The 14,284-nt window shown below is 33.0% G+C and carries 16 protein-coding genes; 1 reads left to right on the forward strand and 15 read right to left on the reverse strand.

Features of this window, described 5'->3' with window-relative positions; all coding sequences use genetic code 11:
• The first annotated feature begins 187 nt into the window (after nucleotides 1-187).
• Complete coding sequence (locus NBRC110019_RS10450) at nucleotides 188-1,012, forward strand: IS5 family transposase (protein ID WP_281754639.1); 825 nt, start codon at nucleotides 188-190, stop codon at nucleotides 1,010-1,012.
• On the opposite strand, the gene NBRC110019_RS10455 is transcribed toward NBRC110019_RS10450, so the two are convergent.
• The 15 genes from NBRC110019_RS10455 to NBRC110019_RS10525 form a co-directional block, all read right to left on the reverse strand.
• Nucleotides 1,009-1,551: a CPBP family intramembrane glutamic endopeptidase gene (locus NBRC110019_RS10455; RefSeq protein ID WP_281754641.1), complete on the reverse strand. Its 543-nt coding sequence runs from the start codon at nucleotides 1,549-1,551 to the stop codon at nucleotides 1,009-1,011. The two genes, NBRC110019_RS10450 and NBRC110019_RS10455, sit on opposite strands and share 4 nt — an antisense overlap.
• Nucleotides 1,552-1,652: 101 nt before the next feature.
• Nucleotides 1,653-1,988: a DUF2141 domain-containing protein gene (locus NBRC110019_RS10460; RefSeq protein ID WP_281754643.1), complete on the reverse strand. Its 336-nt coding sequence runs from the start codon at nucleotides 1,986-1,988 to the stop codon at nucleotides 1,653-1,655.
• A gap of 200 nt (nucleotides 1,989-2,188) precedes the next feature.
• Complete coding sequence (locus NBRC110019_RS10465; protein ID WP_281754645.1) at nucleotides 2,189-3,328, reverse strand: helix-turn-helix domain-containing protein; 1,140 nt, start codon at nucleotides 3,326-3,328, stop codon at nucleotides 2,189-2,191.
• Nucleotides 3,329-4,402: 1,074 nt separating this feature from the next.
• The gene (locus NBRC110019_RS10470) at nucleotides 4,403-4,897 is read right to left on the reverse strand and encodes a hypothetical protein (RefSeq protein ID WP_281754647.1); all 495 of its coding nucleotides are present in this window, start codon (nucleotides 4,895-4,897) and stop codon (nucleotides 4,403-4,405) included.
• A gap of 125 nt (nucleotides 4,898-5,022) precedes the next feature.
• Nucleotides 5,023-5,574 carry a hypothetical protein gene (locus tag NBRC110019_RS10475; protein WP_281754649.1) on the reverse strand — a complete coding sequence of 184 codons (552 nt, stop codon included), beginning with the start codon at nucleotides 5,572-5,574 and terminating at the stop codon, nucleotides 5,023-5,025.
• Nucleotides 5,575-5,596: 22 nt separating this feature from the next.
• Entirely contained in the window at nucleotides 5,597-6,130 is a 534-nt protein-coding gene (locus tag NBRC110019_RS10480) for a hypothetical protein (RefSeq protein ID WP_281754651.1), read from the reverse strand.
• A gap of 66 nt (nucleotides 6,131-6,196) precedes the next feature.
• On the reverse strand, nucleotides 6,197-6,847 hold the full coding sequence (locus NBRC110019_RS10485; RefSeq protein WP_281754652.1) for a hypothetical protein: 651 nt from the start codon (nucleotides 6,845-6,847) through the stop codon (nucleotides 6,197-6,199).
• Nucleotides 6,848-7,236: 389 nt separating this feature from the next.
• The gene (locus NBRC110019_RS10490) at nucleotides 7,237-7,635 is read right to left on the reverse strand and encodes a hypothetical protein (protein ID WP_281754654.1); all 399 of its coding nucleotides are present in this window, start codon (nucleotides 7,633-7,635) and stop codon (nucleotides 7,237-7,239) included.
• Nucleotides 7,636-7,705: 70 nt separating this feature from the next.
• Nucleotides 7,706-8,209: a signal peptidase II gene (lspA, locus tag NBRC110019_RS10495; protein WP_281754655.1), complete on the reverse strand. Its 504-nt coding sequence runs from the start codon at nucleotides 8,207-8,209 to the stop codon at nucleotides 7,706-7,708.
• Nucleotides 8,210-8,445: 236 nt separating this feature from the next.
• The gene (locus NBRC110019_RS10500; RefSeq protein ID WP_281754656.1) at nucleotides 8,446-10,203 is read right to left on the reverse strand and encodes a VanW family protein; all 1,758 of its coding nucleotides are present in this window, start codon (nucleotides 10,201-10,203) and stop codon (nucleotides 8,446-8,448) included.
• 65 nt (nucleotides 10,204-10,268) lie between these two features.
• Entirely contained in the window at nucleotides 10,269-10,697 is a 429-nt protein-coding gene (locus tag NBRC110019_RS10505) for a hypothetical protein (protein ID WP_281754658.1), read from the reverse strand.
• Nucleotides 10,698-11,008: 311 nt separating this feature from the next.
• Nucleotides 11,009-11,389, reverse strand: a complete 381-nt coding sequence (locus NBRC110019_RS10510) for a hypothetical protein (RefSeq protein WP_281754660.1) — start codon at nucleotides 11,387-11,389, stop codon at nucleotides 11,009-11,011.
• The gene (locus NBRC110019_RS10515; RefSeq protein WP_281754662.1) at nucleotides 11,389-11,895 is read right to left on the reverse strand and encodes a hypothetical protein; all 507 of its coding nucleotides are present in this window, start codon (nucleotides 11,893-11,895) and stop codon (nucleotides 11,389-11,391) included. Before NBRC110019_RS10515 ends, NBRC110019_RS10510 begins: the two co-directional genes overlap by 1 nt.
• 529 nt (nucleotides 11,896-12,424) lie before the next feature.
• Nucleotides 12,425-13,198 (reverse strand): enhanced serine sensitivity protein SseB C-terminal domain-containing protein, encoded by a 774-nt coding sequence (locus NBRC110019_RS10520; RefSeq protein ID WP_281754664.1) that lies wholly within the window; start codon nucleotides 13,196-13,198, stop codon nucleotides 12,425-12,427.
• Between the two features lie 92 nt (nucleotides 13,199-13,290).
• Complete coding sequence (locus NBRC110019_RS10525; protein ID WP_281754666.1) at nucleotides 13,291-14,283, reverse strand: hypothetical protein; 993 nt, start codon at nucleotides 14,281-14,283, stop codon at nucleotides 13,291-13,293.
• Between the last annotated feature and the right edge of the window lies 1 nt (nucleotide 14,284).

Here is a 14,284-nt window from a genome sequence, read left to right on the forward strand (position 1 = left end):
ATTTCCTTTTTCATATAAATCCAAAAATGAAGCTGCTGAAAGATTGAAAAAGTCGACTAAAAAGTGAGCCAATATAATCCACTTTAAACTATCCGTTTTCTTATAGAGGTGATTTAAACTTTTATATATAAAAACAAGCAGTTCATAATTAGTAATTTAGAGTTGAACACCAATAAATTACAATTCAATGAACTGCAAGTACACAAATTTACAAAAAGAGCTAAAAGAAAATTGTATTTTATGCTTTATTCCAAAAAATAAGCGAGGATTTACCAGTAGTTTTGATATGACTGCTATTTTTAAGTGTATTGTCCATAAACTCAAAACAGGCTGCCAATGGAGTTTTTTATTCGTTGATATAGAAGGATGTAAGCCACCTTTTTCTTGGCAAACAGTTTACTATTACTATCGAAAGTGGAGCGAAAAAGGTGTTTTTAAAGAGATGTTTGAGACGTATTTGGAAATACAAAAAGATAAACTGGATACCGAAAAATTAAACCTTGACGGCACGCACAGTTTGGTAAATAAATCGGCACAAAGTGTAGCCTACCAACATCGGAAAAGAGGACGGACTTCTAATATTTTGATTATGACCGATGGGAAAGGTATCCCCATTGCTAATGGAGGAATCATTAGTGGAAACCATAACGACCTTTTCCAAATAGTTCCACAGTATGCACAGATGATAAGAGATTTAAAAAATTGTGGGATTTGTACAGAAAACAGTATTCAAAATGCGGATAAAGGCTTTGATTCTAAAAACTTTAGAAGAGCCATACATAGAAGAAAAATGTTTGCTAATATGGTTGAGAACAAGCGTAACAGAAAAACAAACAAAAGAGGGAGAAAACGATTTTTTAACCAAGATATTTATAACCAAAGGTTTGTAAATGAACGTACATTTGCTTGGATGGACAGTTTTAGAACCTTACTAATACGATTTGATACATTAGATTCTTCTTGGTTGAATTGGCATTATTTAGCTTTTGCTCTTATTTTAATAAAAGTTTAAACGAGTTCATAAACTAATCCCCAAATTATTCCCATAATAAATGTCGAAATTATGACTATTAAACCACTATTTAACTCTGAATTTATCCCGAAAACTGCGTGATTTAATGCAAATACTAAACTTGTAAAAAGTATCGCCATCCATTTTGACCAGTTTTTAGAATACTCAAACAGGAGACCACGCCAATAGAATTCTTCAATCCAAGGATTAATTAAAGCCAAGAGTATCCAAGGCAACCAAACTTGCCAAATATCTAGTGTTTCATAGTGCATTAAAAACAAGGGCAGGGGAAGTATTCCAATAAATAGGGCTAAAATATTCCAACCAAAAGATCCTTTTGATTTTTGTAACCACGCCGTTCGGGTTTCTTTTTCAGTATATCTCAAAATGAAAAATACAAACAGATACCATTCAATTAATATTATGGGTATAAACGCCCATTTTCCTATGAACTTTCCAAACAAAAATGCAATGGCGAAGTTAATGGCGATAATCAATAATGGTGACGCAAGAACTATTTTCCTTTTTGTTAACTTCATACAGTTTTAGTTTTTATCCAATGTAATAAGGTAATTAAGCCTTCAATAACTTGAATGAAAATATTTGAATTATGCAATAAAGAATAAGAAGCCTATTGAAATTAATATTTTGGTGTTAATTTAATCTTAATGTCACTTGAAACATCGAATAACCAAAATTTAAAATCTTTAGAACCAAACATACCATAGGCATTATTAGAAAACCCAAATCCTTCTTTTGGTATTCCCATCCAATTGTTATCCAAAACATTGTTCGAGTTTTCGTCATGAAAATATTTTACTGCGTATGTACCACTTTTAATGTCTTTAAATATTATTACGCAAGTATGGTTTTCAATTTCCACTTCAGCACCAGTTACCCTTCGATTATTTTCATCCAATAATTCAAGTAAAACAACACCCTTATTACTATTCAGTTTTGTGATTTCAATTTCCATCTTGTTTTGTGCAAATATTAATAAGGGCATTAGAAAAGAAATGCAGAAAAGAGAAATGCAGAAAGTAAAATGTTGAGTACTATAAATCATAAGGCTTATTTTTAAAGTATTAGATTTCAAAAATTATAGCACAAATTAAAGAGTTAAAAGGTAATGAATCGCCTCAAAAGGTAGGGATAGACCAATTTTGCTAAATAAATTTAATCCTTTTGATACTGCGAAGGCGTTTTACCAACTTGTTGTTTGAAAATTTTATTAAATGAAGCTTTAGAACGGAAGCCACACTCAAAAGCAATTGCTAAAATTGTATACCGAGCATAGGATGGGTTTTTTAATTTAGACTTAACCTGTTCAACTCTATAATTATTTATAAAATTAAAAAAATTTGAATTGGTGTTTTGATTGATAACTTGAGAGAGTTGGTTGGGTGTAATATCTAAAAGTTGGGAGAGTTTTGAAAGGCTTAAATTTTCATCCAGAAATGGTTTTTCCTTTTCCATATATTTCAATAAGTTGTTTAGGATTTGTTTCGCAGCATCATTATCTAAACCAGAATTCTTATAAGATTCTTTATTTAAAAGGTGAGTGCTTTTGGAGATTGAAGATGATGGATATGAAGTAAAGATTGTAGTTTGACGCAATCCAAAATATCCAATTAATAATAGATATATCGAAAGAATGCCACCTACTACCGCAAAAAGGTTTTGATAATTAAGCATACCGTAGTTAACACCGTAGCGAATTACAATATATACTACCACGAAAACTACCAATAATGAAATCACAATCCACTTTAGCCAATTGAGGTTTATTTTTTCAGTATATGAAAAATTATCAGGAAGTGATTTTTGATATTTTATGAGTACAAACAAACTAAATATTGAGTAGCTTCCACATATTATAGCCAATAGCGTTGCTGAAAAATATTGTATGACATTTGGAACATCTTCGCTAAAATGTAGAAAGCCATATGATACTGTAATAGAATTGTGATTGTTTATAAAAAAATAAAAAATTACAATGTTATATACAAGATAAGGGAGAATGTGAATTGCATATTTCCCAAATCGGGTTTCAATATTAAATGCTAGGGAATAAATGTATAAAAATAAAATAGGTGAACTTAATAAAGGTAATGAATATCCAAGCAACTGTAGGAAATGTGGAGCCCTGACAATTGGTGATAAACTATCATAATAGAATAGCAATTGAAAAGATACTATTGCAAGCCAAACTATCAATAAAAAATCTGGATAGGTTTTTTTCTTTTTTGCACGAATCAAGAATATTAAGAATAAACCTTGGATTGCTCCTGCAAAAATTAAAGATTTTAGCAACATTTCCAATTTTTTTAGTATTTCGATATCAGAATAAACATATAATTTCAGTTTTTCAAATGGCCCACAACGGACCGCATGTAATAAAAGTTGCGGTATTAGGGAACTAATTTAGTAAAAAGAACTGAAGAAAAGTAAAGTCCTACGTATTTAGTAAAAAGAAACAAGACCGCAATTGATTTTTACATGTTGTTGTGTGCAGGTTTTAAAATACAAGCAGAGTTTATAGCTTATTATCAAAAGCAGAAATCTGGAAACTTATTTTTTCTACAGCAAAGAAGAACTATCTAAAAAAATAAATCGTATTGATAGGAGTTTACAAAGTAGGCTAAAAGGAACAGACTATTGGTAGAAAACAAAAATTTAGTGCCAAGAACATTGAGAAGTAAAATGACCAAAAAAATACCCGCAAAGTAGCTCATCCGTTAGGGAACGACCTTGGTAAAAAGACCTAAACAATAGCTAAAATTTTTGTGTTTCGTGCGCCAAAAAAAAATAAGTTTACTAAGCCATAATTTGGCAGAAAAGGCCTTCGGGAAACCAATTTACAGACCTGTGTTTTTCTCCTAAAGACTTGCACACAACGGTTCGTATAAGAATAGTGCGGTTTTGTGTCCGAGGATTTTCCGCAGGAAAATCAGAGTGACCAAATACGCACTAGCCTTTTGATTTAGGATTAAATTTAAGCATTATTTTTATACATTGTTGTGTGTAGTTTTTTTATTCTAAACCAAATAATTATAATTCCTAATGTAGACCAAAATAATCCGTTGATTATGCATATAATATTCAAATTATCTGAAATATTTATACCTATAAAATTTATGATTGAGTTTGAGAATTTAGCATTATAAAAGCCTAAGTGTATTAACAAAAAGGCGAACAAAAATGAAACCACTGAATCTAAAAATCCTTTTTTATTTTTTTTCGCCAGTGTTCATTTTTTGTTTTCATAAGTTACTGTAATTAATTGCTTAATTTTTAGTCAACCTATTTCAGGAAAGTTCAGCTTTTGGTGTTTACATAACGTTCGATATCTAAAAAAACATCGATATTTTGGGCATTAAATTTCTAAAATTATTCAATCTTATTAAGAATACAAGCAAGGTACGATTTAAGTGTCTCGTTTTCCTCTGAAGAGATTCTATTTGTAAAACCGCTAATCATTATAGTAATGATTCTTTTTTTTTGTAAGAGTATAATATCTTCGGGAGTTAGTGTAATGGTAGCGTTATATGTGTACTGATTTGTATCTGTTTTATAATAAGTAACTTCCTCAGTTCCTCTTATAATAAATTTATGGTCTTCTAATATTAAGGCAGCTCCAATAGCCTCTTTTTTCAAGTCTTTTTTGGTTATAGAAAGGTGTATTTTAACCAAAGGTTCTTCTCCTGTATTAACTACTTGTTCAGAAATATGAAGCCCTTTTATCTCAGGAGAACTATAGGTATACGCTGCTAAACTATCACTATAGGTAACAGTAATATGCTTACACAATGTATCATTTTGCCCCCAAACGTTTACGGTAAACAAACTAATGAGTAGGCTTATACTAATATAAAGCTTTTTCACAGATTTGGGTGTTAAGTTTATAGCTCGTGATTGCAATATACTAAAAATGAAATATATATGTGTTAAGTGAAAACATTAAAAATGTTTATAAAAGTTTAAGACGCAAAGTAAGAGTAATACAATGATTACTTATTAACCTCTGTAAGGGTATACAAAATAGCATTCATTTGCTCTTTGTATTCTTCCTTTCTTTGGGCAGTGGTCCAAACAAGTGTCTGGTAATAGATGTCTTTACTTTCGTAATATCCTATAGTGTAATAAATGTCTATATTTTCAATGGTTCCGGTAAACGAAATTAGTTTAGCGTGCATGTCATTTATTGTAGTGTCTATAGTAGAAAGCTTTTTGTAGTTTTTAAGTGATTGTTGTACTGAAGGAAGACAAAGCTTTGTGTATTCGTCTAAATTATCGGGTAATTTGTCTATAATACCATTACGTTCAAATTCGTTTTTCAGGCGCATTTTAGATTCGTCTATGACAATTACATAGAACTCTTTAAATGCATTCTGATATTGTAGTGATGCCTCTCTGTTAAGCCTAGGCATAGGATTAAGAAATTCAGGTATAGTAAGGCTATAACCATTGGCAATTGTAACTACCTGTAGCTCGTATTCAGAAGTGCTGGTGCACGACAAAACCGTTAAAGCTGTTACCCATAAAACAATAAGTTTTTTCATAAATAAAGTACAGGAGTTCAGATTATCTAATTTCTTTTATTTTCTGTTTCATCTGTTTACGGAAGTAAAAATACATAAAAAAATAAAATGGCATGCCAATAACCAAATAAAGCAATGCACCTTCGGGGCCAATGCTGTTTCCTAGTACTTTATAAAATTGGCGTTGTTGCATAAACGACCTAATAAAAAATAGTAAATAAGTAATGGTAAAAACAATGGCAGCAATTACAAAAATGGTAGTTAACTGTTCTGAAAACGGCATGGTAAACCTGGCAGTAAGCTTACAAACAAATGCTAAAATATAACTTATAAAAGCTCCTTTAGAGTTTATTTTAAAAGAGGTGTATAAGGTATCTGCATTTTGGTAGGTACTATTTTGTAAATTACCAGCTAAATGAAGATCATTGCGGGTAATTCCGCGCTGTTCTAAAATGGTAAGTGCCGTTTCACGTAATATTTCTTCATAACCATACTGGCGGTAGTTTTTTACCACATCAATTAACTTACTATTGGTGAGTTTTTCTAGTTTTAGTCTAAGAACCTCCATATTTTCCATAAGTAACTTTTTGGCTTACCTATTACAAGATAGCAATTTATGTTGAGATCTAAACCTAATATGGCATTAAGACTTATTACCTATCCAAACAGTCCCTTTTTTAAAAGAGTAGGTTTGTATTGTTTTTTTTAATGTGATATCTATGGTACCTGTACGGTGAGGTTTTTTTAACAAGCGATTAAACCGTGCCTTATGATGTTCATATGCTGCCGGGGTCATATCCCAATCGTTGAACTCGCCTAAATCATACTCGGTTAGTATTTCTTCGTCTAAACAATAGGTCCATGAAAAAGAATCTAACTCTTTAGCAAACCTACCAAAATTTTGAGTGGCTAGTTGTTTTTGGTTTTCAGGTTTGTAAAAAGGGGTATCGTAAAAAGTAACGGTATCCTCTATAGCACAAACCACCTGAGATAATATAAAGCGTGGCTCGTACAACCATATTTTTAAGTAGTAAGGTTTAACAAGTGAATCTAATTGGGTTTTCCAACTATTGTAGATAGTAAGTAAGCCCTCTAGCATTTTAGCTTTAGTAATACCTTTTGGGTTGGGTATACTAGGGTCTATTTGTAAACTATACCACGGGTATAGATACATTTTAGCGTAGGTATGACCAGCGGAATTAAGGTAATCCATATCAATTTTGCGGTTATACTCCACCCAATTGTCTATGTCTTTCCAACGTCGTTTCTGCCCGCGGATTTTTTTTTTAATCATTTGGGGAAAATTGTCTTGCTAGGTGAATATACAAAATAAATGGGCATACGATAAATAATAAGCATATATTTAACAAATAAACTATTTTTCTTCTATAAAGATGGTCGTTAGTCTACAGGAAATGTTTACTTGTTTAGCATCTAATACTTTATGCTTACACCTAGATAAATTTGTTTTCTAACTTTTCTTATTTGGCGGTATCACTACTAAAATTCGGCTGCTCTTAAATTGTAGGTTTGGTGTATGAACTGGTTGCAATAGACTGCACAATGTTCTTTTTGGGTAAGGGTAAACTTTTTGTGTTACTTTTTTTAGTACTTCAACTATTTTCTGAAGTGTATAGCTGGTTTTAGCGACATGTGTTTGGTTACAGGCTTCTAAATACAGAATTATTCTTTTATGTATCCGTGCGACAAACAATCTGCATGGTCGTCTATAAGTACTAAGGTGTCACCATTAAATTCAATAATGTATTCATGGGCATTTTCAAGGATTAGAAATTCACGGAGTTCTCCAAAAATTTCAGAATTTTTTTCATCTAAAAGATACGTGTAGTCAGCAATAAGTTGACCATTCTCAAAAACGGAAAAGGTTGTGCCTGTAATTACTAACGATGCCGTGTTGCCCGTGTTTTCAGGAGTTTGATGTATGTTGGCTATTCCACCAGAAGTAACAGCCCAGCTGTAGTTACCAACCAGACTGCTTAATAAAATGTTGTTGTTATCTTCCTTTTGAGAACATGCAACAAACAAACTAGAAAGTAGTAATAGAATAGTAAATTTCTTCATTATATGTATTCTAGTTTGTAGATGCAGAAATGTTTTAATGGTTGCGTGTAACTATGGTAATTTTTATGAATTAGGATGCTGCTAGATTTTTTCTAGAAGAAATAAACCATTGCAATAGTAAAGTAATACCTCCTAAGGTAACCGATACATCGGCCATATTAAAAATACCTGTATGTAGCGATCCTATTTCTATATACATAAAGTCGGTAACAGAGCTATACAATACTCGGTCTATAATATTACCAATGCCACCACCTATAATAAAAGTAAGGGCAACAAACTTTAAATTGGTATCTGTTTTATGTATAGCATAATAGAACAATCCTAGTAATACAATGAGGGGCACTAGTTGAAAAATAATCAGTTTTATAGTAGGACTAAAATGCTGACCAAAGCTTAGTGCAGCACCTGTATTTTCTATTTTGGTAAGTACAAAATTAGTATTTAGTACTTCTATATACTCGTGAGTATTTATATTTTTTCTAACGTGCTTTTTGGTAATTTGGTCACAGCTTACATTGGCAATTACCAATAAAAGCCCTAAGATTATTTTTAGCCATATAGTGCGTTTCATATAACAATTGTTTTGGTTATTAGTTGTAATAGTGGGGGAGCTGTTACGAAGTACGTTAAAAAAATATAAGAATTCTATTTTTTTAACATTCTGTTAATTGTGCATTCTACATTCTAGGTTTTTATAAAAGTGCAATGCTTACTAAATGCTTCGTAGGCGTGCCTCTAATTGGTTTACTTGATAACGTTATACTAGTTAGATAATTGTGTATACATATACTTTTAAACAAGTTTGATTTATATAGTCTCAACAGGCGTATGTTCTAAAATCTCAACTACCTTATTTTTAAATGCATGATAGTTGCCCACCGGAATAATATGTAGATTAGGGTTTGGCGGTAAACCACAAACAGGAGTAGCTACCACAGGTATATTATAGGCTAGTGCTTTTAATAATTGTCTGGGTTGATGCTCAATAAAAGCAGGATATACTACCAGTGCAATTTTGGTGAAATCACCATCGAATTTAGTAATTTCTACCGTTTCCCAAAAATCATTGTTCTCACTGGCTTTCCCTGTAACTGTTATAGGTATGTTTAACTCTTTAGCCAGTTGCTTTACCTCGTAAGCTCCTTTTCTACCTACTCCCGATGCTGGTAATAATATTTGATTGCCTGTAGGTTGCAGGTTACTATCTTCTGGATTAACCCACGGAATGAGTTTTGTTTTATGAGTAAATAAGGCTGCAATACCAGTATGTGGAGTAATAATGGTACGGGCTTGTGTAAGCGCTTTGTTCTCTATAGCTATTAAGGTTTCGGGAGCTCTGAAATCTTTCAGTGTTGTGCTATCAGGATGCAATGCGAATGCTTTATCTAATTGCTCTTGTAAGTACTGTAATGGCAATCGGGTCATAAATACATCAAAGGTTCTGCCACCCAAAGCACCACTGGCATATAAAAAAGGTAACAGGTTTTGTTGTACTACTACATGGGTAACCTCTAAGGGTATTTTTTTGGCCGCTGCCGTAGCTATTTTTTGATCTTGCTCTAGGCTAAGTTCAAACGGATTTAGCCCTTTACGGTTTCCTTTTCGGGTTTTTACAGCACGGTTAATACCAGCAATAGTTAACGCTTTGGTACGTTTAGGATTGGGAGTGCTCCAGCAGTATCGGTTGGTTTTTACCCATCGGTTATTAGGTAGTGGTAGTAGGCAATAATCGGTGTTAGAGCCGTTTTCTTTTAGGTAGTTATTAAACTCTTTCCAACAATCGTCAAGTACATAAGCGGTAAGTCCGCTTTCTTGTTTTACACCACTACGGTTTGGGTGTTTAAAACACGCTGTATTACCACACGAGAAACAATCGTTTAGCTGCACAAAATTTCTAGAAGCTATTCGAGGAATAGCTTCTCCGCTATTTTTTTTATTACTTTTAAACGTAATGATTAGCTTATCGTTGCTTAGTGTTGCTTCAATTCTAAAATCGGCGGTATATCTAAATCTAAGATCTATATAATTCCATTTTACTGTAGCATCACGGTCTTGTTCTGCTAACGAACCTTGTACCACTTTGGTATGGCGGTGGCGTTCTACAATCTCAAAATTAGCCTTAAGGGCTGCATCGTATAACGCATTAGAGAGCTGACATAAACCTCCTGCAATGGTAGGTACAATGCAACCTTCTCTAATTTCGCGCCCCACTACATAGCCTTTGCCAAAATTGGGATTACCAATATGTTTCCAGAAACTAAATACTTCATTGGCTTTAACCTCAATACCATTTATTTTTTTAACGGCAATACGTAGGTTTTCTATTTTTCCGGCGGTTAGTATCCAGTTGTCTTTATTGTCATTGGGGTTCCATAAGTTGCTTTCAGAAAAGGAAAGCATATGAGCATTGCTTAAGGTGTACGCTTTTGTAAAACGCGGAATACTTTTTACGGTATTGTGCCATAAACGTTTTACCGTATGTATACTAATTTTAGTCCTAAAAATAGTATCATTTATAAAGCTGTGCCTTTCAGTAAGTAAGGCTCTGTTATTGTTATTTGACATTGTATGAATACCCTTGAGAGCATACTAAGATACTTAAAATTGTAAAAACGTGTAGTACCAGTAGCTTAATAAATTTCTATCTGAAACGACTTAGAGGCAGTATCATTATTTAGGCAGATATTATCATCGTCCCATTCGTCGTAATTGCCTTCATACGGAGGTTCTACATAAACATAAACCGTGAAACTAAACCGACCCGTTTGTGAAGGATATCCCTCTAAAAAGAATTTATTATTATGCACCCAATACGAGAGTCCTGCTGGTATTGTACCATCCCAATCAAAGTCGTAATGATACTGTAGGTCATCGGGGTCATTTTCTATTTCGGCTTCTATTTCTGCGTAGTAGTAGGTGTTAAAGTAACCGCTTGGTATATTATTCGTTTTAATATTGGGTTTTGCTGGCCAAAAAATGCAGTCTTCCAAAATTTCGGAACAGCCTGTGCTTAAAAAGCACAGACATACCCCGAGGTATAGTAATAGTGTTCGTTTCATGATGATGATGAGGTGTAGTCTAAACTACAGCTTATTAATCGTTGTTATGGTGCAATTGTTACAGATTTTAACAAAAAAAATATTTTTAGTACTGATAATTAATATGTTGAATATTTGTTTTCTATCAAATATCTGCAAATATCATTTTGATAGTCAGTGTTTTTAACGTTTTTCCATTTTTGTTGTGCATACCTATTTACTTATAACCTTGAAGGTTATAAGTAACAGGCTAATGTAAGGTAGATATATTGTTTTCATAGTTCAACCGTTAGATGTAAACCATTATTACAAATTGTGTGACATACTGCCCTCTAAGGCACTACTATAAACACCTTTTCTTCTTTGTTAAAAACAATGTTATCTTTGTTTTTTTCGTAGTATTTTAAAAATTTCCTGTATTTGAATCGCGGGTATTTTTTTGAAGCAAATACTTCAAATTTAGTGCGTTTATACAATATATAGTTAGCTACTCTTCTGGAGGGTATTTGTATTGGCCAAGCATCTAGTTCAGCCCATCTAGCCATTATTTTTTTATGTTTTTTTAGATAGGCTGCTATTTTTGGTAAGGCTGTTTTGTCACCTGAGCGCGCTAAACTATCTAAAGTATACATGGGAGTTCCCTCTTTTGGATTTTGAGCAGTAGCGTAGCTGCTTGCAAGCAATATGATTAGTAACGCAATAATATGTTTCATTACCCCTCTAATGATTTTGCAATATGCTCATCTAACTTGTCTTTTTTCTTTAGTTTTATGAGTTTTTCAATACTTCCTCTTTTGTTTAGAAAGTCTTTGTTCTTTTCATAAAAATCTATTACATGTAGTACAGCTGCTTTGGCACAGGCTTTATCATCTTTACTGTGGTTATGGGTAATACTATACTCTGTCCACCCGACCATGTACGACATTAAGTACTCCGGATCATCCATAAAAGGGGCTCCAACTTTGCTGTTTACCAAAATGCTAACCGTAGGTGTGCCACTCATCCATTGTAATAAAAACGCATTTACCTTTTTACGTTTTTCTACTTGGGTATTAACAGGTGTGTTGGCTCTCCAGGCAATGGCCTCTAAAACTTTAGACTCAAAAGAAGTAAAGTCTCCTTCGGTTTCCATAACCATGCTTTTAGGAAAATCAAATTCCTGAGCATAGGAGCCCATTGAAAGCAAGGCTAAAAATAATGTAGTTAGTAATTTTTTCATGGGGTGTTGTTTATATATGGTTATTCGTAACGTCAAGATACAAAATAATATACGATAATTACACAAGTAAAAACTGAAGGTTTCCACCTCTGGTTTTTCCAATAATCAACGATAAAAAAACTAAATGATTTCTATTTTTTTTTCACTAATCTATGAGTAATCACAAAATCGGAAGTGGTTATCGCTACCATATATACCTGTTGCCAGACTGCTTATTGGTATATTTAGTTGAGTGCTTTGCAGTACTTGTAGGTTGTAGATGTTGGTTTGTTGTACAGTTTATGACATCATAAATATTTACTCAATAATCAAGATTGAATGCCCCGAAGCAGAAACAGAGGTTTGCATGGTGTCCTCAAGATTAAAAGTTACCGTTATATCATTAACAGTTTGTGTTCTTTGGTTTTCAATTACAATCTGGTCAGTCTGAGTTAAATCCCTTTCATACAGTTATAAAAGGAGCATTTAGAGCATTACGTATTAAAAAGAGGGGGAAGTTAGTTGGAGAAAGTTAGTGTGAGTTGAAAGATTACTCAGATACTTTTGTATAAAAAGGTACTGTATTAGCCATTAAATAGTCTCTAATACCTTCATTCTGGTTAATATCCATTATTTCTAACACGTGGTTAGTGAGGTAAGACATAGCTATAAGCTCCAGTTTTTTTGATGCTCTTTCTATGCAGCTTTCACAGTCTAAACCCAAAATCCAATGAGGTTGTTCTTCTTCACCAAACCGTATACCTCCAATATAGGCAGTATTAATTTCAGTAAATCCTTTAGCAACATTCTGTAGGGAAGTTAGCATTTCTTGTGGCTGCTTTTTGGGTACGTACAACACTAAACTATCGTCATTTTGTATAGAAACAATATTTGAATTTGCTTTTAGGTTGTCAAAAATGCTACCATCTAGTAATTGGCTAATTTCTTTTGGAGTTAATTCTTTTCCGTAATCAGAAAAAGGGTTCAACTCAAATGTAGCACCTTGTGTTTTAGTAAATAAATCTCGACCTTTTATACGTATATAGGAAACCGTTTCTTTTAGAATATCACTATCGTAAATACGTTCTTTTGACGTAAAGACGGGTAATTTACCGTTTTTAAGTTTTAAGATGCTAGAAAATGGATCGGCTACTTTAGATTGTTCTTCATCAATTACGGTATACAACTCTTCCTTTAATAGAAATTTGTAAAATTTTAGTCGAGCTTCAAAATTTTTAGCCGAACGCATAAGTATCACTTCCAGAGGGTTACATGGGAAGCACTTTTTAAAAGCCTTGAGCTTTATAAAATCAAAATTCAGCATAGTATCAAAATAATTTAGAGGTATTACAAATGTATCTATTTTTATCACTTTTGTAAATATTTATCTATAATGAATTTCTGAAATCTGATAACTTAATAAATGCTATCTAATATTTCTTTCGCAACTGTAGGTCGGTAATGGCTACTTTCGTAATAATTGGTGATTGCTTTTGTAAGATAGTTTACTCCTGAGAAATTAAGTACATTTTCTTTTCCAAATAGTTTATGAAGTAAAGCTACCTGATTTTCTTCTAACGGAATTTGATCGTAGGTAGGTGAAATAACAATTTTGTAATGGGTTTTATGTTTTGTGAAGGTTACTTTTATAGCTTCTAATAGTGCTATTTCTGTTTGGGTAACAGGGCATTCAAAATCGGGATTTCCGGTACGTTGGTAGAAAGTTCCATCATTAATTTTCTGGGTATAGTATTCAAGGGAGTCAGCAGCTATTTCTTTATCGGCGTTGTACCAAATGTCGCAATTTATGTGGTTTACTGTATGTCTGTAGGTATAAGCTTGTACCAAATGTTCCATATAGGGTCGGTGTACTCCAAACAAACTATAATCGGCATATGCTACCAGAAAATCGGGGGTAAGTGCTGCCTTTAAAAAGGTTCCGTAATATTCGGTTTCCGATGCCTTTGTAACACATGGCATTCCTATAAACATATGTCCTTTTTTGGGTTGCGTATCAGAAAGTGTGTACCGATCTATCACTAGTAATACATTGGTAAGACTATCTTTTTGTTCATCTATATAGGCAATTTTTTGGGCAATACCACGTAAGTTTTCGCCCGACGCATCAAAGTGAAACGGAACAGCATTTGCATTTAAATACGGTTTCCAATCCTTACATTTAAATGCCTGCGAACGAGAGCTGCCAAAAATATAAGAATTAAAGTGAAGACTGTCTTTATAGTGATTATAGGATTTAGTGGTAATCATTCCACGGTTTAACCCAATATGCCCAGTAGCATAGTATTCCTGAAATCCGAATATTTTAAACGGATCTGCCATAAGCACTCCTATAACAATGCATAGAAATGGTAACAGAAAAAGAAATAGTTTTTTTAGAAAGTATTTCATA

The sequence above is a fragment of the Neptunitalea chrysea genome (assembly GCF_027924145.1).
In the GTDB taxonomy this organism is placed as follows: Bacteria; Bacteroidota; Bacteroidia; order Flavobacteriales; family Flavobacteriaceae; genus Neptunitalea; species Neptunitalea chrysea.